This is a genomic window from Streptomyces sp. NPDC055103, assembly GCF_053607625.1.
On sequence record NZ_JBSGTX010000077.1, the window covers coordinates 1 to 23,224 of the forward strand.

At 69.8% G+C, this 23,224-nt stretch carries 16 protein-coding genes and 3 pseudogenes; 7 read left to right on the forward strand and 12 right to left on the reverse strand.

The genetic code is table 11. From position 1 onward, the window contains the following. Window positions 1-37 precede the first annotated feature (37 nt). A complete protein-coding gene (locus ACWFR1_RS33835) occupies window positions 38-3,196 on the reverse strand; it encodes a WD40 repeat domain-containing serine/threonine protein kinase (protein WP_453558043.1) in 3,159 nt (1,052 codons plus the stop codon). A 297-nt stretch (window positions 3,197-3,493) separates the two neighbouring features. Between ACWFR1_RS33835 and tpg the strand changes: the two genes are divergently transcribed. Then, on the forward strand, window positions 3,494-4,099 hold the full coding sequence (tpg, locus tag ACWFR1_RS33840; RefSeq protein WP_453558044.1) for a telomere-protecting terminal protein Tpg: 606 nt from the start codon (window positions 3,494-3,496) through the stop codon (window positions 4,097-4,099). Between the two features lie 1,135 nt (window positions 4,100-5,234). Here the strand turns inward: tpg and ACWFR1_RS33845 are convergent. From ACWFR1_RS33845 to ACWFR1_RS33860, 4 genes are all read right to left on the reverse strand, one after another. Then, window positions 5,235-5,783 (reverse strand): ATP-binding protein, encoded by a 549-nt coding sequence (locus ACWFR1_RS33845; protein WP_453558097.1) that lies wholly within the window; start codon window positions 5,781-5,783, stop codon window positions 5,235-5,237. 199 nt (window positions 5,784-5,982) lie between these two features. After that, window positions 5,983-7,602 carry a transposase gene (locus ACWFR1_RS33850; protein ID WP_453558046.1) on the reverse strand — a complete coding sequence of 540 codons (1,620 nt, stop codon included), beginning with the start codon at window positions 7,600-7,602 and terminating at the stop codon, window positions 5,983-5,985. Between the two features lie 552 nt (window positions 7,603-8,154). Beyond that, window positions 8,155-8,583, reverse strand: coding sequence for a hypothetical protein (locus tag ACWFR1_RS33855; protein ID WP_453558048.1), 429 nt, complete (start codon window positions 8,581-8,583; stop codon window positions 8,155-8,157). Between the two features lie 177 nt (window positions 8,584-8,760). Next, window positions 8,761-9,024: a hypothetical protein gene (locus ACWFR1_RS33860; protein ID WP_453558050.1), complete on the reverse strand. Its 264-nt coding sequence runs from the start codon at window positions 9,022-9,024 to the stop codon at window positions 8,761-8,763. 645 nt (window positions 9,025-9,669) lie between these two features. Here ACWFR1_RS33860 and ACWFR1_RS33865 point away from each other — a divergent pair. The 3 genes and pseudogenes from ACWFR1_RS33865 to ACWFR1_RS33875 all read left to right on the forward strand — a co-directional run. Further along, a complete protein-coding gene (locus tag ACWFR1_RS33865) occupies window positions 9,670-13,017 on the forward strand; it encodes a S8 family peptidase (RefSeq protein WP_453558052.1) in 3,348 nt (1,115 codons plus the stop codon). Between the two features lie 90 nt (window positions 13,018-13,107). Further along, on the forward strand, window positions 13,108-13,347 hold the full coding sequence (locus ACWFR1_RS33870) for a hypothetical protein (protein WP_453558054.1): 240 nt from the start codon (window positions 13,108-13,110) through the stop codon (window positions 13,345-13,347). A 459-nt stretch (window positions 13,348-13,806) separates the two neighbouring features. Further along, window positions 13,807-13,938, forward strand: a pseudogene (locus ACWFR1_RS33875) (IS701 family transposase); the annotation flags it as partial. A gap of 64 nt (window positions 13,939-14,002) precedes the next feature. Here the strand turns inward: ACWFR1_RS33875 and ACWFR1_RS33880 are convergent. Continuing rightward, the gene (locus ACWFR1_RS33880; protein WP_453558056.1) at window positions 14,003-14,209 is read right to left on the reverse strand and encodes a hypothetical protein; all 207 of its coding nucleotides are present in this window, start codon (window positions 14,207-14,209) and stop codon (window positions 14,003-14,005) included. A gap of 289 nt (window positions 14,210-14,498) precedes the next feature. Further along, window positions 14,499-15,995, reverse strand: a complete 1,497-nt coding sequence (locus ACWFR1_RS33885; RefSeq protein WP_453558058.1) for an FG-GAP-like repeat-containing protein — start codon at window positions 15,993-15,995, stop codon at window positions 14,499-14,501. Here ACWFR1_RS33885 and ACWFR1_RS33890 point away from each other — a divergent pair. Next, the gene (locus ACWFR1_RS33890) at window positions 15,994-16,122 is read left to right on the forward strand and encodes a DUF6221 family protein (protein ID WP_453558060.1); all 129 of its coding nucleotides are present in this window, start codon (window positions 15,994-15,996) and stop codon (window positions 16,120-16,122) included. The two genes, ACWFR1_RS33885 and ACWFR1_RS33890, sit on opposite strands and share 2 nt — an antisense overlap. Window positions 16,123-16,157: 35 nt before the next feature. On the opposite strand, the gene ACWFR1_RS33895 is transcribed toward ACWFR1_RS33890, so the two are convergent. Beyond that, the gene (locus ACWFR1_RS33895) at window positions 16,158-17,207 is read right to left on the reverse strand and encodes an ISL3 family transposase (protein WP_453558062.1); all 1,050 of its coding nucleotides are present in this window, start codon (window positions 17,205-17,207) and stop codon (window positions 16,158-16,160) included. A 162-nt stretch (window positions 17,208-17,369) separates the two neighbouring features. Next, window positions 17,370-18,596, reverse strand: a complete 1,227-nt coding sequence (locus ACWFR1_RS33900; RefSeq protein WP_453558064.1) for a hypothetical protein — start codon at window positions 18,594-18,596, stop codon at window positions 17,370-17,372. Window positions 18,597-18,983: 387 nt separating this feature from the next. Between ACWFR1_RS33900 and ACWFR1_RS33905 the strand changes: the two genes are divergently transcribed. Beyond that, window positions 18,984-19,907, forward strand: a complete 924-nt coding sequence (locus ACWFR1_RS33905; protein WP_453558066.1) for a hypothetical protein — start codon at window positions 18,984-18,986, stop codon at window positions 19,905-19,907. 98 nt (window positions 19,908-20,005) lie between these two features. On the opposite strand, the pseudogene ACWFR1_RS33910 reads toward ACWFR1_RS33905, so the two are convergent. After that, window positions 20,006-20,564 (reverse strand): annotated as a pseudogene (locus ACWFR1_RS33910) (transposase family protein); the annotation flags it as partial. Between the two features lie 166 nt (window positions 20,565-20,730). Here ACWFR1_RS33910 and ACWFR1_RS33915 point away from each other — a divergent pair. After that, a complete protein-coding gene (locus ACWFR1_RS33915; RefSeq protein ID WP_453558068.1) occupies window positions 20,731-21,564 on the forward strand; it encodes a hypothetical protein in 834 nt (277 codons plus the stop codon). 246 nt (window positions 21,565-21,810) lie between these two features. Here ACWFR1_RS33915 and ACWFR1_RS33920 read toward each other — a convergent pair. Together ACWFR1_RS33920 and ACWFR1_RS33925 are read right to left on the reverse strand one after the other, a co-directional pair. Further along, window positions 21,811-22,004: pseudogene (locus ACWFR1_RS33920) on the reverse strand (transposase family protein); the annotation flags it as partial. A gap of 176 nt (window positions 22,005-22,180) precedes the next feature. Beyond that, entirely contained in the window at window positions 22,181-22,990 is an 810-nt protein-coding gene (locus tag ACWFR1_RS33925; RefSeq protein WP_453558070.1) for a matrixin family metalloprotease, read from the reverse strand. Between the last annotated feature and the right edge of the window lie 234 nt (window positions 22,991-23,224).

The window sequence follows — 23,224 nt, forward strand, 5'->3', positions numbered from 1 at the left end:
TGATCTTGGTCGTGAACCCGTCTACCAGGAGCTTTCTTCATGCCCGCCACCGGGGACGCCGATCCAACCACCCGTCAGCTTGGAAGATGTTCACTACCTGCACGGCGAGGGACTTGCCGTCCGGTGAGACCGCGAAATCGACGCTTGGCGCCAGGCTTCGCAGCGTCTTGGATTCGGGCGCGACGCTGCGCAGGGTTCCCCTCTTCCTGGCAGTGCCGCCCGGGATGTCCCAGATCTCGAGGCCGCGATTGCTGTAGGCCGCCAACACCCGCCCGTCGTGGCTCAGTCGAACCCTCTCCACGGCACTGGCCGATCCGCTGTCGTCGTCCATCAGGGTCAGCCTCTTCGTGTGCGACAGAGGGTTCCAGATCTGGATTCCTCCGCTGCTGACAAGCGCGAGGGTCCGACGGTCGGCGCTCACAGCAGACCACCCGAAGAAATCGCCCGCACGTTTGGGGGGATGCGTGAAGGCAGTCACATCGAGCGACCGGACCGCCCCATCGGTTCCCACGCACCGAAGTTTCGACCGGCCGGAGGTGAAACGTAGGGCCGTCGTGGGATGGCACTCGCTCTGGGTGGTCGAAAAGCGCATGACGGGCTCACCGAAACCGGACGTCGTCACTTCCCAGATGACGGCGCCCTGTACGAGGTAACGGCCGTCGCGACTGAAAGCGAGGGGCCAATCCGTATCCCTCTCCGCGCCCTTGAGTGAGATCCCCACCCCTCCCTTGACCCTGTCGAACACTCTGATTCCGCCGCTTTGGGTCAGAACAGCCGCGTGAATGCCGTCCGGGCTGAACACCACAGGGCCCTGAATCTCGTCGGCCTCGAGGCCGACGAAGGGCAGGGGAACAGGCAGCCTCTTCTTCGTGGACATGTCCCACCATGTGAACGGCTCCTGGTTGTGAGGGAGCGAGAGCACCGCTTCGTCGAGAGAGAACGACGCGTCGTTCATCAGGTTGAAAGCACCGTCACCGCTCACGGTCCTGGTCCTTCGGGTGGTCCGGGTGTCCCACACGTCGAGCGTGGATCGTGGCGGCTCGACCGTCGTAATCAGCAGGTAGGTGCCCCGGGGGCTGAGCGCCACTCCTGGCCAGTAGCCGCTCGTCTGTCTGGCGGTGCGATAGGCGTGGGAATCACGGAGCCGGGCTGTGGCCGCGTCGACCAGGCGGGTGTAGCCGTCGTCGGTGCTCACAGCGGCCGTGCTGCCGTCGTACGAGAGGTCCACCGCGTGGACGCCGGCCGGTGCGGTGTACGTCCCGGTCCTCTTCCGCGTCTCGACGTTCCAGAACTCCACTCGCGTGCCGCCCGCGGCCACGAGTGAGTGCCCGCTGCCACTCAGGTCGAATTCCGCCGCCCCGAAGGAGGACAGTCTGATCACGTCGTCCTCCCACTGGTTACGGAGCGCGAGGAGCGCCGACTGCGACTCGGGCGTGCCGGCGAGCCGCGCCGACGCCACCGCGAGACGGCGGGCGAGTTGTGGGTCGGTCTGGCGCACGGCCAGGGCGGCGCCCGCCACCTGGGCGGAGGCAGCGCGGTCGCGCTGGTCGACAGTGGTCTGCCACCGGTCGACGGCGACGACCACGGCGCCGGCGGCGATGACCACGAGGAACGCGAGGACGGCGCTGATCCACACGCGCAGTCGGCCACGGCGGCGGGCCAGTGCGATCGCCGCCTCCAGGAAGTGCCGTTCGACGCGGTTCAGGGTGAGGTGACGGCGTCCCGTCGCGGCCCAGTCCCGGGCCCGCTCCAGGGCTGTGCCCTGCAGGAGGTCGCCGCCCTTGCGGCCGTGTCGCGCCCATACGCGGGGCGCCTCGGACAGCCGCTGGTGGAGTCTCAGGCCGGTGCGTTCCACCTCGACCCAGTCGCGCAGCCGGGGCCAGGAACGGATCAGCGCGGCGTTGCAGAGGCCGACCTCCTCGCTCTCCCAGACCAGCACCCCAGCTTCGGTGAACGCCCGCAGGACCCGGTCCAGTGCGGTCTGCGGGGTCAGTCCGTCGGTGAACTCAGTCCGGCGGGCGGTGCGCAGGGTGTCCTCGGCGCGTTCACCCGGCGCGATCAGGCGCAGCAGCACGGACGAGACGGCCTCCTGCGCTCCGGCGTCCAGGCCGGCGAAGACGGCCTCCGCGATCTCCGCGCGGGACGGTTCTGCGGATCCGGCACGGTTGTCCAGAGCGACGCCCTGGACGACATCGGCGAGATCCGCGCGGCCCACGAGGGCCAGCAGCAGCTGTTCCGAGGTGGGCCGGTCGGCCGGGTCCTTGGACAGCGCGGCTGTCACGAGGGAACGGAGCGGCTCTTCCAGCGCCGAGGTGTCGGGGTCGTAGGACGCGACCTGGTACGGGAGTGCCGCCGCGTTGTCGGCGTCGAAGGCGTGGCGCCCCGTGGCGGCGAACAGCAGGACGGCTCCCCAGCCCCATACGTCGACTTTGGTGTCGCCGTGCTCACCGCGGTAGCGCTCAGGCGGCATGTAGCGCAGGGTTCCCATGGGGGTGCCGGAAGTGGCCGTGCCCTCGACGATCCGTGCGATGCCGAAGTCGATGACCCGGGGGCCGTCGGAGCCGAGCAGGATGTTGTCGGGCTTGAGGTCCCGGTGCACGACGCCGGCCCGGTGGATGGCCACCAGCGCCGTGGCCACGCCGATGGCGAGTCTGCGCAGTTCTTCCGGACCGTAGGGGGCTCCGCCGTCGACGGCGCGCCGCAGATCCGGACCGGCCACGAACTCGCTGACGATGAACGGCACGGGTCCGTCGAGGTCATGGTGGAGCACCTTGGTCGTGCAGAAGGGGGCCACGCGACGCCAGGCCTCCATCTCCTTGCGGAGCATCACTCGGTCGGCGAAGCCTGCCTCGTTCAGGGTCTTGACGGCGACGCGCCGTCCGTCCTCGCCATACCCCTCGTACACCACGCCCTGGCCGCCCGCGCCGAGCCGCCCATCGAGGTAGTACGCGCCCAACTGCCTTGGGTCGGTGGGGAGAAGCGGGGCTGCCAAGACCGTACCTCCGAGATGTCGGGCGGGAGTGGCCGTGCGTACGACCGGAAGACGCCCGGCTGGTGGGTTCGGTTCGGTCCTGGAACCTGTGCTCCGGCAGAGCGGCTGGAAAGCGACGGTGGTGGCGATGGCCGGCGGGCGTCCGACGCTATAAATAGGGGAAGTTGCGACCTTTTGCACCTTCCAGGCATGTTGCGTACTCATGGGATCAAGGGATACGCGGAGGTTGGGCTGATGACCGAGGCCGATGAGCAGCGGCTGTTCACCGAGACTGCCTGCATGGGCTGGGGCGCGACTGTGTGACGGCGTTGTCTCGCTGGTCAACTGCTTGCCTCCGCAGGCCGGGGCGATGGCGCGGAAGGTCGCTAGGGACAGTGCGTCAGGGGGTGCGCCGTCGGTGGTTGTGCGGGCAGGTGGAGGTGGCAGGGCCGGACGTCTCTACCGCGTGGCGATGCCCCGCGTCACCGGTACACCGATTACGGCCGCAACTACCGTCCGGTCGTGAGAGACCTGAGCCAGCAGAAAGTGCGGCTTCGAAGGGTCTGGAGCATGGAAGAAATAGGCGCGGCGCTGGAGCAGCTTGTGCGCACGCAGCCGGTTCCGTCGACCACGGCGAACCAGCTGCGGGCGCTGCTGCGTTGGGAGCGGGGCTCTACCCGGCGGGTGGCTGCACTCCTGGGCGTGTCCCAGCGGACTGTGCAGCGGTGGGTGACGCGCAAGGCCGGAACCAGCAGGCGTCCCAGCGCCCGCCATGAGCAGACGATCGCGGATCTCGTGCGGGCACGGTGGCAGCCCCGGGTCCGCGCCCGCAGACGTGCCCAGGCGGAGGAGCGCGGTGTGGTCGTCCATACCCGGGCGCGGTTCGGGTTCCGGGCCGGCGTGGGTTCTTCGGACGATCCCCGTCTGCGGCTCATCACGGCACACCTGCCCGGCGCGGTGACGCGGGAGATGTTCACCGCCCTGGAGGCGGGGGCCGGCGAGAAGCAGCACCAGCTGATCCTTGCCCGTGCGCTCGGGCACGCCTACTTCCGCGGCGGTGGCGAGCGCGCGCACGGCTTGCAGGTGGTTCTCGGAGACATCGACTTCATCGACTTCGCCCTGTTGTGACCACGGGTACAGGCGGTGCCGTCAGCGGGCAGTTGGTGCCGGCCCGTGCCCGTGTGCTTCCCGGGTCTCCCGCCAGTCCCACACCACAGCGCCCCGCTTGCCGGTACGCACGGCCATGGGCGGCTGGGGCGGGCGCAGCCGGGCTGTTTCGGCCAGGCGTAGCACGGCGGGCCTCTGCTCCGGGCCGGCCAGCAGGTGCGGGGGGGGCGGTCAGGTGGGCGTAGCGGGCGGCCACGCGCAGGAACGCCTGGGCCCAGGGCGGGACGGGGTGGGTGGCGCAGCCGTCGGTAAAGCGGGTGCGGTCGTGGAGGGCGAGCGTGGCGGGGGCGTCCTGGAAGTCGTCGGGGCGGGCGGTGGCCAGTTGCTGGAAGGAGGCGCCGGTGAACAGGGTGGTTGCCAGGGCTGCGGACAGTTGCGGGTGGGCGGTCACGGCGTGGATCCGTCGGGCTGCCTCCGTCGTCTGGGTGGAAGTCAGAGGCGCGGGCGCGGGCCGGTGTCTCCAGTCGATGGGGCCGGGTGTGCAGGGGCCAGTGCACGGGCTGGGGCTGTCGTAGGAGACGAGCCGGTCCAGGGAAGTGAGGGTGATCCAGCGGGCCGGTGCGGGACGGGGCAGGGGCACGGGCCTGCGGTGTGGCGGCGGCCCGGGGTACAGCGGCGGTCTGGGGTGGTTGGCCGTCGAAGTAGAGGGCGCGGGCTTCGGCCATGGCAGTGGTGCGGGTGTGGGGTATGGGGGCGAGAGCACGGTGCAGGGCGGCCGTCAGGCGGGGGCGGTGGACGACCAGCGTCATGTGGATACCGGTGTTGTTCCACAGCTGGAGGAGTGCCTGCAGGCGGCGGTCGGTCAGGCGGTGGGCACGCAGGACCGTCAGGCGGGCGACGGGCAGGGCGTGGATCCAAGCGGTCGCGGCCTCCCAGACCGGCTGACGGCCCGCGGGGAAACGGCCGGAGAGCTGCGGCGGTTTACCCAGCGCGGCCAGCAGGTCATGGGCCAGAGCGGTATCGGTGGTCGTGCCCGGGCCCGGATGGAGAGTGATCCGGCCTGCCGTGGGGTCGTGGGCGGCCAGCGCACTGTGGGTGTGAGCGGCGTCATCAGTGGCGTCGAAGACGACCGCCAGGCGGGAGGTGGCGGGTGTGGTCATGCGAGGCGGCTGAACGCCCAGCGCAGCAGGTCGCGGTCCGGGCGGAGGCGGCCGGTGCGTTCCAGGGCGGTGCGCAGGTGGGCGGTGAGCTGGGCCCAGGCACGGAAGTTGCCGTGGGCTGCCTGCTCGTCGGCAAAGGTGATGTCGGCCGGGTCGGCGTCGGCCCAGACCGGGTGGAAGAGCGGGACGACCTCGAGGACCTCGGCGGGCGTGAGGCGGGTGAACTGCTGCCAGATGAAGAAGCGGGAGGAGAGCATCGGCTCGCGGCGCAGCACGGTATGCGCGCCGGCGCCGCCGACGAAGACGATCGCGATCTGGGTGGAAGGTTCGTCCCACAGGTAGCGGAAGTACTCGAACGCCTCCCCGTTGAGCCACTGCGCCTCGTCCACCAGGAACGTGCGCGGCCGCTCGGCCAGCGCGGTTTTCAGGAGGCGGTCGAACTCGCTGGGGTGACCCGGGGTGGCTCGCCGGAGAGGCTGAGAGCGTCGAAGAGCTCGTACCGTACGGCGCGGGCGGTGGGACGAGCACGGAAGGTGACCTTGCAGACCTCCTCACCCCGGGAGTCCCCGAGTTCGCGCAGGCACGTGTTGACGGCGAGGGTCTTCCCGAACCCGGCGTTGCCGTGGATGCACATCATCGCCCGCGCGGCGGCGGTGTCAGCGATGTTCTCCCGCGCGGTCAACAGGGCGCGGGTCGTCACGATGGACGCGTCGGGCAGATCGACGTACTGGTAGGTGGGAGCGGTCACCGCGGTTCTCCCTCGCCGGTGGTGTCGGAGTCAACGGCAGTGCCCGGGCTGGGAGCGCCAGCAGTGCCTGAGCTGGGCTGCTCGTCAGCAGCGGGCTCATCCGCAGGGGCGCGGCGGGTGCGGGCGGCAAGTGAAGGTGGCGTGCGCCAGTCGGCCGGCGGCGCGGCCGGCGGGATCAGGTCCGGCAACGCCAGCCGCGACAGATCCGACTGCTCGGCCGCTGCCAGTTCCCGGTCGGCCTCCACCCCGGTCACCGCACCAAGCCGCTCGGGCTTCCCTGGCCGGGTGGCTGCGGCGTAGCGCTCACGCTGCGCTGCGGCAAGGTCCTGCCGCAGCCGGCGGGTGCGGGCGGCCCGCGCTGTACGGACCGCGCTGATCTGCTCCGGTGTGGCGGCGTCCGCCAGTTCGGCGGGGCCCAGGTAGCGGCCGGTGGCTGCGTCGAACACCTCGATGCGGTGATCGTGGTGGGGCATGAACCGTACTCGTACCCTCTCACCGGCGCGGCCCGTCATCCAGGCACCCACGTAGTCGCGGTTCCTGAAGGAGATCCCCTTGGTGGAGAGCGCCCGGATGCGGCCGTCGTCCTCCAGGGTGAACGTCCACAACTCGTCCGCACCGATCTCGCGCAGTGGCGTCGGATCCGCCTCCCATGCCTCCAGCGGGGCCCGGCCCTTCAAAGGATCGGGGTGGTGAGAGGTGTTCCACCAGGCCACCCAGTCCAACAGGCGGGTGGTGAAGTCCTCGAAGCCCAGGAGCACCTCGTCCTTCGGCCACGCCCGGCGCCGGCCCGGGTGGGGCTGACGTGCGTATCCGGGCAGCGCGGCAAGGAACATCGACTCCACGGCCCGGTTCAGCCCCTCCACCGTCCCCTTCAGGTGCGGGGTGTACGGGGGCAGGTCCTCGACGGTGACGTCGAGGGCGTTGAAAACGGCAGTCACCGTCCTCGACAGAAAGTCCTTGCCCCGATCCACGCGTACCTTCTCCGGCAGGCCGCCCTGCGGCCCGAACGGCTCCTCGCGCACCACCGCGGCGCGCAGCGCGGCCAGGACGGACTCCCTCGACGGATGCCCCGGTGTGACCGCGACACCCATGATCGTGTTCGAAGCGCAGTCGACGAACCAGGTGATCCACGGCCTGCGGACGGTGCCCTCGACATCGACCAGCACAGGGGCCTGGACGTGATCGGCCTCCCAGACCTGGTTCCGCCATCCCCGAGGCCGGGACAAGAACACATCATGCCTGCGAGCCTCGCGCTCACCGCCGGCACGCCCGGCCCGCTCCCCCGGCGTCAGATCACGCCGGATCGCGCGGTGCAGCGTCGGAACCGACGGAGGCGGATCACCCTCGCCCCTGACCGCACGAGCCGTCAACTCACGATGGACAGCGGCGACGTTCCCCTTCCATAGCCCGAGCAGAGCCCGAACCTCCGCAGTGACCGTGAACCGTCCCGGATACGGGGCCCGCTCCCCCGGCGCCACAGCCGCGGCCTCGTCCTCCTCAGCGGCCGCCAGCCACCGCCACACCGCCCGCTCCCGCACACCCAAAGCATCCGCCGCCACCCGAACATGCCGGGTGGTGAGCTTCCCCTCCCGACGCAGAGCCAGGAGCCGGCGCACCGCGGGGCCCCGCAACGCCCGAACCGACACCGCAGGCAAAACAGCGGCCGACCCGTCACCCGAGCCCTCCGAGGCCACGTCCTGTTCTTCTCGTTCCACCCGTCGATCACACCAACCACCCGCCGGCCAGTGGATCAGAACTCACGAAACTGAGACAGCGTCACACCTGCCGCGATAAAGACCCACGACAGCGATCCCCCACCGATCTCTCACCACCATGACAGCGACCCCACACCTCTCAACCGGCCCTGACCAGCACCAACACACCCAGACCCACCGTCTCTCACACCACTGTCACCAAACCGAGAGATCGCAGCCACCGCGGCCCCGGTGGTCCGCAGGCTGGCCGCATTGCAGACCCGATGCGCCACCGCCCTGCTGACCGACCGGGCCGTGTGGCCATGGAACGGCCACGCCGTGAGTTCGGCGTGGCCGGACAGCTGGAGGGCGGCCTGCTCGATGTCGGCCCGAGGCGGGTCCGTGCCATCGTCCTGCCCCCATTCGAGCACCTTCGCGGCGAGCTTCGCGTTGGGCTTGCGGTCGATCGGGAGGTCAGCTCCCCACCGGCCGGTGGGGTCGTGGACGACGCTTCCGTGGCTCATCTCCGGCCCCCGCGAGGACGGCGTCGAGCATCGGCTCGACGGAGGCCACGGACACCCCGTAGCGGGGCAGGAAGCGCTGTTCGGCCTGCCATAGGGACCAGCTGAACCCGATGTGCCCGAGCGCGGGGACGATGACGACACTGATCCGGCGCTGCTCCGCCAAGCCCCGCAGGCGGTCCCAGCCCGGCCGGGACTGCGGCGCCTGCGTCAGCAGGCAGTCGTCAGCGACCGTCCCGCCGGCCGCGATCGTCCAGCCGTGGCCGGCCGCGACGGCTGCCGCGGCCGCGAGCATCCCCCGTACCGTCTCGGGGTCGGGGTCGGACGCGTAGAGAGCGACCGTGGTGACGGCCGGCGGTACGGGATGGTCCGGGTACGGCATGACCGGCTCCTGACGGATCGCTTCTGATGACGTCCAGATATCCGTCGCCGGACGGGGTGAGGTCAGGACAGAAAGCGGGCAGTTTCCGGGTGACGACCGGACAGTTTTACCTTCGCCAGGGGCACTTGAGGACTACCGTCGCGCCCACACCCACGCCCGTCACTGCCCCGGGGGACGTCATGGCGCAGCACCGCAACACCGTGCTGGAGGCGCGGCGGCGTTCCCGCCAGGTCGCCGGGGCGCGGTGGCTGCCTGGACGGCCCGGCCGAACGCAGCGAGCTTCTCCTCCAGGAGCGAGGTGTCCTCCAAGTTCCCGGCGGCGCTCATCAGCTCCTCGGTGGCGGTGACGACGGCCGGATCGGGGCAGCGCAGCAGCGGGGCTGACGCGGCGGCCATCCGGGTAAAGGGCTTGCGCAGCGCGGCGGCGGCCTGCTTGCTCACGATCCTCCTGCGCCAGCAGTTCGGCCCCGCGCCCGAGGCCCGCCAGGCGGCGACAGGCCCTGAGGACTCGTGCTGACCTCTCGGCAACTCGCCTGACGCACCATCAGGGACAGCCGAGAGGCATCGCCGTTCCCCCGCCCCACCGCGACGACCACACGCGCCTACGCGGCACTTCTCCAAGAACTCTCGTGATCGCCTTCACCCCGCCAGGCGCCGGCCCGTCGAGCTTCAGCCGACGAAGGCCCTGTTCGGCGTGCAGGCCGCGGCGGAGACGGTGGGTAATCGCGGGGTACGTAGAGCCGTCCGGCAGGAGGCGGAGGATCTGGAGTTCTCGGCCGCTGAGGGATTGCCGAGGGGGGCAGGACATCGAAGGCATCTCTGCCGGTCCACTGCCGGCCACCGCGCCCGAAAGATCTCAAGATGTGCTGTCAATCCGGCTGTTCGCGGCGGAAGAAGGAACCCGCCCACCCCTTCCGGCGCGTCTTTCGCGTCTTTATATGGTCAACGTCCCGTCACAGAACGATCATTGAGTGCCCCGGAACGCCCTCGACATACTTCAGGAATCCGGGGCGTACGCATGTCTGAATACGCCCCCGTTCGGGCCAGGCCCCCGCCCGCCCGATTCGCTCCTGAGCAGGGGGAGTTTTGCGCACACCAGTAAACAAGGCGTACGCGGTCACGGTCGCCGCCGCTGCCGCCGTGGCTCTGACAGCGGGTTTGACCAGCCCGGTGTCGGCACAGGACGGCGGCCTCACCACAGCGTCACAGGCCGGCGGCAAGAACGCCGGGCCGGGCAAGAACGTGCACACCGTCGTCCTGATCACCGGCGACCGAGTCCTCGTGGACGCCAAGGGCCGGGTCGCGGGCATCGAGCGGGCCAAGGGCCGGGAGGACATCCCCTTCTTCACCCAGGTCCACGAAGGCCGCACCTACGTGATGCCGCGCGACGCCCGGCGGCTTGTCGCCGACGGCACGCTCGACCAGCGGCTGTTCGACGTCACCGGACTCGCCGAGCCGGAGAGCCGCAAGGCCTACCGGGGCGGGCTCAAGGTGATCGTCGGCTACCGGGGAGCGGCGGCCCAGTCCGCCCGCAGCGAGGTGCGGGCTTCCGAGGGCACCACCGTCAACCGGACCTTGCCCTCTCTCGGCGCCGATGCCGTCACCAGCGCCACCGACAGCACCGAGGCGCTATGGGAGGCCCTGACCCGCCCCCAGGCCGACGGCTCGGCGGCGAGGACCTCCGGCATCGCGAAGGTCTGGCTGGACGGCGTGCGGAAGGCTTCGCTCGACCGCTCCACCGGTCAGATAGGAGCCCCCGCGGCCTGGAGCCGCTCGCTCGACGGCACCGGCGTGAAGATCGCGGTCCTGGACACCGGTATCGACGACACCCACCCGGACCTGGCCGGACGGGTCGCGGCGGCACGCAACTTCAGCCGCTCCGCGGACACCGTGGACCGCGTCGGGCACGGCACGCACGTCGCCTCCACCGCGGCCGGTACGGGAGCGAAGGACAGCCGCTTCAAGGGCGTGGCTCCCGGGGCGCGGCTGCTCAGCGCCAAGGTCCTCGACGACTACGGCTACGGCAGCGACTCCGAGTCCATCGCCGGGATCGACTGGGCCGTGGCCCAGGGCGCCGACATCATCAACATGAGCCTCGGCAGCGCCGACCGGCCCGGGATCGACCCACTGGAAGCCCACATCAACAAGGTCTCCGCGGAGAAGGGCGTCCTGTTCGCCGTCGCCGCGGGCAACCTCTGGGATCCCCGCCCCGGCACGGTCAACTCGCCGGGCACCGCCGAAGCGGCCCTGACCGTCGGTGCCGTCGACGACGACGACCGGCTCGCCCCCTTCTCCGCGCACGGTCCCCGCAAGGAGGACCACGCGGTCAAGCCCGACATCAGCGCTCCCGGCGTGGGGATCACGGCCGCCGCCGCGACCGGCACCCCGGACCAGAACCCGCCGGGCTACGTTGGCCTGGACGGTACGTCGATGGCGACCCCGCACGTCGCGGGCGCTGCGGCGATCCTCAAGCAGAAGAACCCTACCTGGACGGGGGCGCAGCTCAAGGCGGCCCTGACCGGCTCGGCCAAGGGTGGCGCGCAATCGGTCTTCGAGCAGGGCGCGGGCCGCCTATCCGTCGACCGGGCGATCGACCAGACGGTCCTCTCCGAAGGCGGACCGCTCCACCTGGGCCGCCAGCAGTGGCCCCACGACGACGACGCACCGGTCACCAAACAGGTCACCTACCGCAATGGCGGCACCGCCGATGTGACGCTCGACCTGTCGCTCGAGGCGCCCACCGGCGGCGACGGGCAGCCTGCGCCCGCCGGGTTCTTCACCCTCGGGGCGCAGCGGATCACGGTCCCGGCGGGCGGCATCGCCTCGGTGGACCTGACGGCCGACACCCGTATCGGCGGTGCGATCGACGGCTCGTACGCGGCCACGGTCGTCGCGTCCGGGGCGGGCCAGAACGTGCGCACCCCGGCCACGGTGGACCGTGAGGTCGAGTCCTACGACGTCACCTTCGAGACGGTGGGACGGCCCGACGCGCCAGGCGCCGTCTGGGGCGCAGACCTGTACGGCTACCAGGGCCTCGCCTCGGAACAGCAGTTCCTCCCGGACCTGTCCGCGGGTTCCGCGACGGTCCGCCTGCCCCGCGGCACCTACAACCTCCAGGCCGACATGCAGGTCGACCCCGCCGACCCGCGCAAGGGCCTCGACCTGATCCACAACCCCCGGCTTACGGTGACCGGACCCACCACCGTCACCCTCGACGCCCGGACCACCAGGCCGGTGACGGTCAAGGTGCCGGACGAGGCCGCCCGGCAGACGCGCGTGGGGATGTTCTACACGGTCTCGACGGCCGAGGCCGGGTACGCCCAGGGCTTCGACGCGCGGAGCTTCGACAACGTCCGCATGTCACGGCATGGCTCGGTGGGAGCGGACGTCACCCTCACCCAGCAGTGGTCGGCCCGCTGGGAGCGGGGCACGAGCATCTACCAGACCCTCGCGGGCGGCGCGGTCAAGGAACTGCCCAACGGATACGAGAAGGTCTACACGGCCAAGGATCTCGCCCTGATCAAGGTAGGTTTCGGGGCGTCCGCACCCGGCGTCGCCGGAGCTCTCTCGGCAGAGGGCTCACTGCCGGACGCGGGCGGCTTCGTGGACTTCTACCCCGCCCACCCGGCACCGGGCACCCAGAAGCTGTACCTGAGCACAGACGACGGGATCGGCTGGAGCGTCACCGCGCTCGTTCTGGGCGGGGCGGACGCCGACGGCGGCCGGCCCATCGACGTGGTGTACTCCCTCGGCACCGAGCCCCAACTGAAGCCGGGGAACACGTACACCAGGAACGTCAACGTCGGTGTGGTCGGACCCCGGATGGAGCCCGGCGAGGGGATCGTCCGCTCCGACGACGACATCTACGGCGCGTTCACGATGGTCAGCGACGGAGCGGGCCACTACGGGAACGCCCGCTACACCAGCGCGACCACCACAGTCCACCGCAACGGTGTGCTGTATGCGCAGAAGGACGGCGCCGTCGACCGGGAGAGCTTCACGCTGCCGGCGGAGTCCGCGACGTACACGGTGGCGACCACGGTCAACCGCGACCCGAAGTACAACCACACCGGCACGCGCATCGACGCCTCGTGGACGTTCACCTCAGCCCGCAGCGCTGGCGCCCCGGCGGAACTGCCCGTCTCCACGGTCCGCTTCCAGCCGAAGCTCGCGCTGGACTCCACCGCTCCAGCGGGCGTCCTCCAGACCTTCCCCGTCGTCGTACAGGGCGCGGCGGCCGGAGCCAACCTCAAGACCCTGAGGGTCCAGGTCTCGCACGACGGCCAGAACTGGCGGTCCGTCCCGGTCGTCGCGGGCAAGGTCACCGTGCGCGCGCCTGAGAAGGGCAAGGCGCTCTCCCTGAAGGCCGTAGTCACCGACAAGCAGGACAACCGGTCGACGGTCACCGTCCACAACGCCTTCCTCGGCAAGTGAACCTCGGCACATAAGCAACACCACCGAGCCGGCCCGGCGTCACCCATTCCCCTGGTGGCGCCGGGCCTTCGCGCGTCCCGCGCCCGCGCCGTGCGCGAGGAGCTGTTCGGCGAGGTCGAGTTCGTCGTCGGCCTGGTGGGGGTCGAGGAAGGCGACGGCGAGGGCGCGCAGGGCTTGGTTGTGGGCGGCTTCGCCGGATTTTGCGTGCTGTTCGGCTTCGAGGCGCCCTGCCAGGTAGGCCGTCGGCCGTGCGTGCCAGCTCTCCCTGGAGCCACCACGGCGGAGGCTGTGCGCGGATACTCGTCAGTCGGTGGTGCTGCTGGTTCGTGAACCCCTCTCACGGGTTACCGGACACCCCCGGTTCTGTCATCTGGTGACGAGCCCGGAGGCAGAGAGCGTTTGGATCGTTACTCTGCCCGACGAGGTGCGCGACGCCTTGGTGGAGGCATCCGGCGAACGACTGGCCAGGATCTGCATACCGTGGTCGCAAGCGGGGGAGTTCCACGGCGATGCCGATCCCGGCCGGCTTGCAGACTTCCTCGACGAGCTTGCAGCCCTGGCCGGACGGGCTCGGTCACACGCCCAGGAACTCTACTGCCGCATGGCCCTCTCACCGCGCTGTCCCACTGTCGGCCGACGCTCGTAATGCCCCATAGCCATCTCTCGACCGGCGGGTGGGGCCGCAGCCTCCGTTGATCATCGTGAGTTGTGTCGACGAACGAAGATCAGGCGGTGGCCGCAGGTCACAGCGTAGTACTTGCCCGGTGGCGGTCGATGTTCGACCAGCTGATGGGTCGCATCGCGGCCCGGTTGGTGCGGGTTGAACCGCGCCGCCGGGCAACGGCGTTGGTGCTGGGCCTGCTGGCGGACCTGTCGAGGAAGAACTGCTGGACCCTGGCCGAGCACGCGCGTAATGCCAGCGCGGGCTCCGCCGTTACGTCGTCGCCAGCTTGGGGGCGAGGCCGGGTATCGGGGCGAGGCGCTTTCAGGTGCCCGTGCTGACCCGCGCGAGGATCACGGTGGCGAACTGTTCGCGGGCGGCCGGGGCGCCGGAGGCGCGGCCGTTGCAGAGGACGTGGATGCGGGCCTGGTGTCCCGCGTGCAGGGCGTCCTCGAGCGCGGTGACGGCCGGGGGCTTCTTCGGGTCGTCCTTCTGTCGGAAGTTCTCCCAGTAGCTGGCGAGGTGCCGCATGGTGTCGTCGGCCCGGTCTCAGGCCTGCCGCACTCGGCCCTGTCTCGCCCAGCGGAACCGACTATGACGGCAGAACCGGGCCGCGACGGTGGACATCACCCTGAGATCTCCTTGGCGGTGGTGCTTCCGCGGCTGATCTCGATCTTGCGTGGCTCGGCCTGCTCGGCCACCGGGATGCGCATGATCAGTCCCGCTCGCCTCGGAGGAGCAGCCCGGTCAGCGACGCAGCCCCAGGCCGGTGACCTGGGGCTGCGTCGAGGAGCGGATGCCGGAAGCGAACCCGTGGCAGCTACCAGCCGCTCGTCAGGTCGCGGGCGGCTTCGAAGGTCTTGTCGCCGCGGCCCGACCAGGCCTTCAGCTTGCCGGTCGCGTTGTCGCGGGCGAGGATGTCGGCCTTGCCGTCGCTGTCGATGTCGCCGGCGGCGGTGGTCTGGGAGAAGATCCAGCCACCGGTGACGGGGACCGGTGCGTTGAAGTAGCCGCCCGGGTTGTGGGTCCACATCTTGAGCGTGCTGGTGGCGGGGTCGCGGGCGAGGATGTCGGCCTGGCCGTCTTCGTTGAAGTCGGCGGCGGTGGTCTGGGTGAAGTTCCACCCGCTGGTGAGGTGGGCCGGGGCGCCGAAGGTGCCGTCGCCTCGACCGGCCCAGATCTTGAGGTTGCCGTCGGGGTCGCGGGCGATGAGGTCGGTCCTGCCGTTGCCGTCGAAGTCGCCGGCGGTGGTCTGGGTGAAGTTCCAGCCTTCGGTCACCTTGGTGGGATCGGCGAAGGTGCCGTCCCCCCGACCGGCCCACAGGCGGAGGGTGTTCTGGGCGAGGGTCGCGCTGCCGGGCCCTTCGTAGCGGTTGATGATGTCTGCCTTGCCATCGCCGGTGAAGTCCCCGGCGATGGTCTGTGAGTAATTCCACCAGTTCCCGGGCACGTCCTTCGCCGCGGAGAACGTCCCGTCGCCACGGCCGAGCCATATCTTCAGAGTGCCGGTGGGGTCATGGCGGGCCAAGAGGTCGGAGACCGAGTCGCCGTTGAAGTCGGCGGACGTGGTCTCTCCCATGGGAAGCGATACCTGAGGGAGGCGGTCGGCCAGGGTACGGCCGAGAAGCTCTGTACCGGCATCGTTGAAGTGCAGCTTGTCGGTGCTCACGATGGCGGGCCGGATGGCGTACGGGTCGTCGAGGTCCTTGGTAACGGCGTCGAAGTCGATGTAGTCGTCGATGTCGCTCGTGGTGCGGATGTAGTTGTTCACCGCCTGCCGGACGGCCTCGCGGGCACGGAAGGATGCGGCCGGTGCGTAGCCGGAGAAGCCGGGGATGGTGGCGACCGTGACGCGTACTCCTCGGGCGCGGGCCTGGGTCGCGATCGTCCGGATGGCGCCGGTCACCGTGGCCACCGACGCGCCGTCGTGAACGATGTCGTTGACGCCCTCGTAGAGGACGACCTCGCGGACGTTGGGCTGGGCGAAGACGTCGCGGTCGAGGCGGGTGATCGCGCTGGGAAGGGTCCCTGTGACGTAGTCCGCGGCGATCCGGTTCCCGTTGATGCCGGCATTGAGGACGCCCGGGGCGGAGGGCTTGGCGTTCATGAAGGACGCGTAGAAGTCGGGATAGCGCCGGTTGGTGTCCGCGGTGCTGTGGCCACCGTCAGTCTGGGAGTCGCCGAGGGTGACGACGGTTCCCGGGGTGCCGGTGGTGGCGACGTCGACGCCGCTGACCAGGCTCCAGAAGGAGAGCTTCCTGGTGAAGTCGGCGCCGGGCCTTGACAGCCGCCTGCCGACGCTTGACCTCGTCGACATGCTGGCCCGGGACTACGAAGCAATGGATCCGTCCGATGCACGCTTCGCCGGCCTCGGGCATGCCCTTCGCGTGCTCGCGCAGTCGTACGCCGAGCACCCCGATTACCGGGAGGAGTGGCGACCCTAGAACCTGGTCCAGGTAGGACCCGGAGCGTCACAAGATCAGCGACAGAGCCCGTTCACCCGTACGTGGTTCTGCACTTCCGCTCGTACGCGGACATCTGCGAGCTGCTTGACGGTGCGGTAGGTCATCTCGAGCTGCCGCTGCACCGAGCGACGGCTGTGTCCCGCTGTCAGCAGAGCGTGGACGGCGGCATGCCGATCCCGGGTCCGATCGGCGAATCGGTGCCCGCGCGGCCAAGGAGAACCGTGCGAGTCCGCTGCCGGGGCGGCCTCGGGTTCGGGAGCGGGTGCGGGAACCGTGGGAACCAGCGCGCGGAGGCAGCGACGGTGCTGGGCGACGCTCCGCTCGGTGGCCTCGCTGAGGTTGTGCCAGAGGTGCCACCGGTCCGCGACCTGGACAGCCTGCGGTGCACCGGCGGTGGCGCCCTCGGCGAAGAACGGCGCCCGGTCCCGACACACGACCTCGACGCCGGGCCGATCGGCGAGCCAGGCCGCCAGGCTCGATGCCTCCCGGTCGGGCAGCAGGTCGACAGGGCGGCGGGTCTCGACGTCGACGAGAACGGTGCCGTAGCGGCGGCCCTTGCGGGTGGCGTACTCGTCAACGCCGACCACACGCGGGGCGGGCTTTTCCGGCTCGGGCAGGGCGTCGACCAGGCGCAGGACGGTGCTCCGGCTGACGCATACCCCGAGCGCGGAGCTCAGGCGGGCGCCGGCGCGGCCCGCCAGGGCGAGGCCGACCGAGGCCAGCGTCGCGCGCAGCCGCTCGGTCCCCTGACCGTGCCGACGGGTCAGGCCGGGTATCTGCTCGACGAAGGTGCGGCGGGTGCATTCCGAGTTCCGGCAGGCAAGCCGGCGGACCCTCAGCTGAAGAACAACGCTTCGTCCGGCGCTGGGCACATCAGCCGGAAACCGCAGGTAGGAACCATGGACCCGGTTCGACCAGACCCCGCACGCTGGGCAAGCGGCACCGTTTGCAGTGCATTCCGCGTCGACCCGCACTATCGCGATACTCACGTCCACCGACAGCACCGCGACGTCCGCGATCGACGGGAACAACAGCTCCTTCAACCGGGGCGCGATCTCTTCCACGGACCCGAACTGTCAGCCCAGCTACCTGACCACGGCATATTTTCGGGCGACTTCACGCACTGCCTAGAGAAGCTCAGCCGTCACTCAGCGTGGGCGCATCACAGAACCTGAGCCAGACCCCGGGAACGGGAGGCACTGCGGCCATTGACTGTCCAGATCGGGTCACGGCGAGCACGGGGTGGTCGTGGCGGCCAGCCGTGCTTCGGCGCCTGCCCGTACGTCAGGGGTCTCCATCGGGTCGTCGCGCAGCGCCGCGATCCGCTCCAAGGTTTCGCGGTGGTCCGGGGCGTGAGCGACGCCCAGCAGTCGGGCCTGCTCCTCGCAGTCCCACAAGGACTCGGTGTGGGCGTAGTCCAGCCCGACCGGGTCGATGGCTGCCAGTGCCTCCAGGTAGGCAGCCCGCTCGTAGGAGTGTGGCGTGCGCAGCCAGAACCTGCGCAGGTCCGCCACCGCCTCGGAGGCCGCAGGACCGAAGCGGGCCAGCCGCTTCGCCGTGGCGTCGGGGCCGCACCACGCGCGGGTCCGCCACTGGTCAGCGAGTTGGGCCACGAGGACCGGGATCACCTCCGGGCCGAGGTGATCGGCGAGGACGTCCGAGCCGAGCCGGGCCAGCCACTCGCGCTCGTCACCCGCCCAGCGGCGCGCGGCCGGTATGGCCAAGGCTCCGAGGCGGTCGACGGCCCGCCTGAGCAGGGGAAGAGGACGGCGGCCGTCCGGAGTGACAAGCGAGGGCACGAGCGGGATCAGCTCCTCCACCGGATCCCGGCGGGACAGCTCGCGCAGGGCGTCGACCTTGCTGGCGGCCCAAGGCCGGGACTCGGCCAGCAGGTCGAGTAGCTCGTCGTTCGCAAGGCCGGTCAGATCGTGAGGGGTCGGGCCCGGGGCGGGCCTCCGGACCTCGATCCCGAACCGGGTCCACGGCTCGGTGAACCACGGCGGCTCAGGCTCCCCGCCGATCCGGGCCCGCGCGACCTCACCCAGGTCCTCCCACCACTCCAGGGGCCAGAGACCGGAGACCGACTCCAGCACGGAGACCCAGTGCGCACCCTCCCGAACGTGGGAGCGCAGGGCTTTACGGGCCTCGTCGCAATCATCTAGGGCGAGCAGTTCCAGCACCGCAGCAGCCCGCCGGCACTGCCCCTCGTCCCCTGTCAGCAGTTCCACGACCGGCGCCAACGACAGTCCCAGGTCCCGGACCAGCCCGGCGAGGTAGCAGGCACGGTCATCGAAGCCGTCCCACCGCCAGTCCCGCCGGATCCCGTCGTAGACGAAGGGCGCGGCCGCCAGGGGACCCCGCAGCGCGCGTACAACACCCAGGCCGCGCCCTCGTTGCAGCAGGCCCTCGACCGAGTCGAAGCGGGCGTAGGGCATCACATCTTCATCGCTCATCAACGGGCACCCTGCCCGACCGGGGGCGCAGCCGCCACGCGATATCGCCCCGGCCCGCCAGGAGCAGGCCGTCCCCCGGCCGGCCGTGATCGGCAAGACGCTTCTCGCGGTCAGGCCCAGCCGAAGGCCGCATGCTGTCGAAACCCGTGAACAAACGACCTTGGCCTTGAGGGCATCGTGTCTCCCGAACCAGTGTCGAAACGCTGTCCGTTCCATGACGTCACCGTGGTGTGGTGCCGCCGGAGTGCGGCAGCGGCGGACCGTGCTCTTGATCATCGGTCGTTAGACTCCCGGGGTTCGGATGGTGTCGGTAGACCGGAAGGCCAGACCATGGACGATGAGCGCTGGGCCAGGTGGCCCGAGCCGTGGGCAGGCACGGATGCCGACATGCGGACGGTCATGGGCGCGATCCCGTGGGAGGTCAAGGACGGGTTCAAGTACGACGAGATCCCCTGGCAGCGGTTCCCGCACTTCTACGGACCGGGCGAGGAGGTTCCCGGTCGCCTCGCGACGCTCGCCTCCGCAGACGCCGAAGCCGCCGGTCGGGCCTTGGGAGAACTGTGGGAACACCTCTACCACCAGGGCAGCACGATCGCGGTAGGAGCACTGGCAGTACCGTTCCTGCTCCGCATCGCGGCCACCGGGCTTCCCGGGCTCCGGGCGGACACCCTGCGCCTGATCGCCGAAATCGGGCGATGCCAGCACTTCGGAGACGGAACACGCGAAGGCCTTCTCCAAGTCGCCGAGGATCCTCTGGAGGCGGAGGGCACCACGATGTGTCCGACGAACTGGACGATTCAGGCTGCTCGCGATGCCATCACGGACGACCTGCACCTTCTGTTCCCTCTTCTCCCCGACCCCGATCCCGATGTCCGCTCCGCGACCGCCTTCGTCCTGGCGGCGGCGACCAGCGAGATCCAGCGCGTCTCCTCAACCCTGCACCGCAGGCTGGCGGTGGAAGCCGATCCGGCGGTCCGCGTGAGCTTGATCCTGGCCATCGCCCAGCTCGCCCGCGAACACCAGGATGAAAACGCTCCGTCGTGGGCCCGGGAGCTGTGGTCGGATCCCGGCCGATCATCCGAGATCCGCATCGGCGCCGGCCTCGCCTGGCTGTGCCTGTCCGGCGACCCGGTCCCCGACGAGCTCCGAGCCCTCCTGACCGACCCGAGCACCGACCAATGCAGCGACCTGTTCCAGCGGGTCCCGTGGCTCGAACCGGTCGACTACTACGGCAGCGGGCTGCGCCGCTGCATCCAAGAAATGCTCACGCCGGACGAACCCTGCCAACCTGATGGTCCTCCGCCCTTCTAGACGAGTAAGTCCGAAGTCTTCGGGCGCATGAAGCGAGGGTCTCGTTGATCCGTTTGTGACGACAGATCTCGAAACCCTCGCGACAGCACTGAGCTTCTTCAGCTTTGCAGCTCCAGGGTGAGGACGGCCTTGGCGATTGACGTCATGCGGTTGGGGCTGCAGCGGGACCTGCGGAAGATCCGCCAGGACTTCAGGCGGGCGACGCCGCGCTCGACGGGTGCGCGTGCCGCGGCCAGGGCACGGTTGCGGGTTTTGTCGGTGGGGGTCAGTTCCTGCAGGGGCTTGCGTTTGATGCCCGTGGTCAGCCACGGACCGGCGCCCTGGTAGGCGAGATCGGCCACGATCGGAACGCCCTGGCGTTCGCAGATCCGGATGATCCGGTGGGTGCAGGCAGCGGTCAGGTCGTGGGTGCGGCCCGGCAGAGCGGGCGAGAGCCACAGCAGCCGACCGCCGGGATCGGTGACGACCTGCACGTTCACGCCGTGGCGCCGGTGCTTGTGGGAGTAGTCGGCCCGGCCGTCGCCGACCCGGTCGCACTCGGCGAGAGTGCCCGTCGAGCAGGACGAAGTCGGGTTCGTGGTCGCGCAGCGTCTTGAGCAGGCCCGGTGCACGGGCGGCGAGAAGGTCGACGACCGCGCTGGTGTAGGCATGGGCGGTTGGCTACATAGGCGAGAACCAGGAACAGCTGTTGTTGTGTTCCAGGAACGGTGACGTGTCGGTAGCGCCTCGAATATTGGCGAGAAGTAGGAACAGTGACGCCTGCCGACGAGGGTCCACGCCCCGTGGCGAGGATGACTGTGGGTCGCCCCTTACGATCACGTCCATGTCAACCACACCATCCGCCCCTGTCCTGCGCGGCAGCGGCGGCGCCGTTCTGCGTCATGAGGATGACGCACTGACGCTGCGCCGCGGGGACGAAGAGACACGCATACCCTTGCGGGCCGTTCGGGACGTCGTACCGGACGGCCGGGCCGTGCCCGTGGAGCTGCGGGTTCCGGCCGGGGCCACGCCCGTCGTCCACCGGGTCGAGGGCGTGAACGAGGCCTCGGTCGGTCTGTTCGCGACGACGGTGGGCGCGGCACTGGCCGCGCTGCCGGAGCCGGCCCCGTCCTTCGACGGCGCCGCGCTGGTGACGACCCGCTCCCTGCGGACTCCGCCCACGCCCGGTACGCCCGTCAGCACCGGCGCGAAGGTGCGGGCAGGGATCTGGCTCCTGTTCACCCTCGGGCCCGGCCTCGCGACGCTCATCGGGACGAGCGTGCTGTTCGTCATGCACGGAGAGCCCGGCTTTCTCCTCCTCGCGATCCCGATGGGGATCGTGACCGTGCTCTTCAACGCCGCGAGCGGCGCCGCGACGGAACGGGCCACGAAGATGTGGCTCCTCCCCAGGCGCGGCACCACAGTGATGGCCGTGCGCACCAGCCCCTACGGCAAGTCGGGGAAGTACACGTACACGGACCAGAGCGGCACGTCCCACAGCTATTACCGGGACGCGTACGCGGGCGAGATCGAGATCTGCTATCACCCGGACGACCCCGCGGAGAGCGTCGGTGTCTACCCCGTCTACATGCGCGTGCTGGCCACCCTCGGAGCCCTGTTCCTGTGGGCCGTCACGGCGGGCCTCATCTTCGTGGCGGTGATGGCCGCCACCGAGTGACCGGCACGTGTGGAATCCAGGACGTCGTAGCCAACGCGGTGACCGCACGCAGCGACAGGCCGGCCTGCGTCACGCCAGATCGCCGGATCGACTTCGGCAGCACCAGGCCCTCGTCCTGCAGAGCACAACCGTGGTCCCGAAGCAAGCACTCAGGCGTGTCCAGAACTCGGCGACAAGACTTCCCCGTGAAACCGGGTGTTCTCACTGCTGGGCGACAGACGTTCTCGAAAGTCTTCTACATAGCCAGGCGGTGGACTCGCTGATCCCGAACCCGGCGGCGATCTTCGCAAGAGTGGTGTGCTCTCGTAGGTACACCAGTGCCACCATCGCTCGCTGGGACGGAGCTTGCAGCGCCGGTCGCCCTCACGGGTGACGATCAGCATGGTGACCCACTCCACAAGTGCACGCGGCAGGTCGAGTGCGACAGGACGCATGACCAACGAGGCCCCCGAGCAACGTCATTGAGACGTCAGGCATCTCGATCAACAGCCCGGGGGCCTCGCTCGTTGCGCTTCACGGACCGTCACCCGATCGGTGGTCACATCGAAGAAGCTGATTGACCCGCACTGTGCTGCCGCCAGCCCGGTGCCGGGCTGGCGGCAGCACGTCAGGTCTGTCAGGTGCCGGCCTTCGGGTAGAGCAGGTTCAGCACTGAGAAGTCCTGGGACGACGGGTGCTGCGGGAATTCGGGAACCGACATGCAGCTGTTGGTCGACCCGTTGTGATCCAGCCCCAGTGCGTGGCCCATCTCATGGCATGCGACGCTGCGCCGTGCCGCGTAGGTATTCGGCGTGACCTGATCGTTGAGTCTCACGACGACTGAGCCGTCCACGAAGTACCCGCCGGAGGTGGTGTACGAGGTCTGGCCGTACCAGTCGCTTCCGTAGCTGCCGCTGTAGGTGTGCACGCAGTGCCGGCCGCTGGGGCAGCCGGCTGTGTACCAGCGGTAGTAGGCATCGATCCCGGGCGACTGGTACCAGTCCACCTGTGCGTCACTCACCGGCCAACTGTCGCTGGTGTGGTCGAGGAAGTACACCTGCGGGTCGTTGTAGGCCCCGTAGGACCACTTGGCGCCGCACAGAGCGGACGCGGTCCCGACGATCGGGGAACAGCCGAGTGTCCCGATGTCGGCTGTGGCTGTGGCTGTGGCTGTCGGTTCAGCGTCCTGCACACCGCGGATGCCTTGGCGCCGCAGTGACGCCCTCAACTCATCGGGCGTGACGCCTGCGGCGGGCTCGTAGATGGCGGTGTAGACGGTGCCGTCCTCTCGTTCCTGCACGACGTACACCGCTTCGTCGTACTGGGCGGCAGCGGCCTTAGGGTCTGTGCCGCGCAACGGATCGGCAGCAGCTTGCGGCACCATCAACCCCATCAGCATCAGTACGAGGCTGGCCAGTCCGACCATGGGTCTGGTTGCTCGGAACATGCAGTTCTCCCAATGTCGACGCCCCCGACCGCGTCCGCGATCGAAGACACGGCGCCGCAAGGAGCAGACTGGCATGTATGCGTCAAAGAAGGGGCTCCATTTCCGGGCGATCAGTCGCAGAGTGGACTGAGGTGCGGTTACTGTCGGTAACGCGCGTGCTGCCGTGCCTGATGGAATGGGACAGATGGTCAGCGCCCCTGGGCAAAGCACACCAAGCGGAACGCCTCAGGACTT

Coding starts and splice junctions, on each gene's coding strand:
- ACWFR1_RS33885 (WP_453558058.1), bottom strand. CDS start 15,995: ATGTCGACGAGGTCAAGCGTCGGCAGGCGGCTGTCAAGGCCCGGCGCC.
- ACWFR1_RS33915 (WP_453558068.1), top strand. CDS start 20,731: ATGTCAACCACACCATCCGCCCCTGTCCTGCGCGGCAGCGGCGGCGCC.
- ACWFR1_RS33905 (WP_453558066.1), top strand. CDS start 18,984: ATGCGGACGGTCATGGGCGCGATCCCGTGGGAGGTCAAGGACGGGTTC.
- ACWFR1_RS33900 (WP_453558064.1), bottom strand. CDS start 18,596: ATGAGCGATGAAGATGTGATGCCCTACGCCCGCTTCGACTCGGTCGAG.
- ACWFR1_RS33925 (WP_453558070.1), bottom strand. CDS start 22,990: ATGTTCCGAGCAACCAGACCCATGGTCGGACTGGCCAGCCTCGTACTG.
- ACWFR1_RS33880 (WP_453558056.1), bottom strand. CDS start 14,209: ATGCGGCACCTCGCCAGCTACTGGGAGAACTTCCGACAGAAGGACGAC.
- ACWFR1_RS33890 (WP_453558060.1), top strand. CDS start 15,994: ATGCTGGCCCGGGACTACGAAGCAATGGATCCGTCCGATGCACGCTTC.
- ACWFR1_RS33855 (WP_453558048.1), bottom strand. CDS start 8,583: ATGCCGTACCCGGACCATCCCGTACCGCCGGCCGTCACCACGGTCGCT.
- ACWFR1_RS33835 (WP_453558043.1), bottom strand. CDS start 3,196: ATGAGTACGCAACATGCCTGGAAGGTGCAAAAGGTCGCAACTTCCCCT.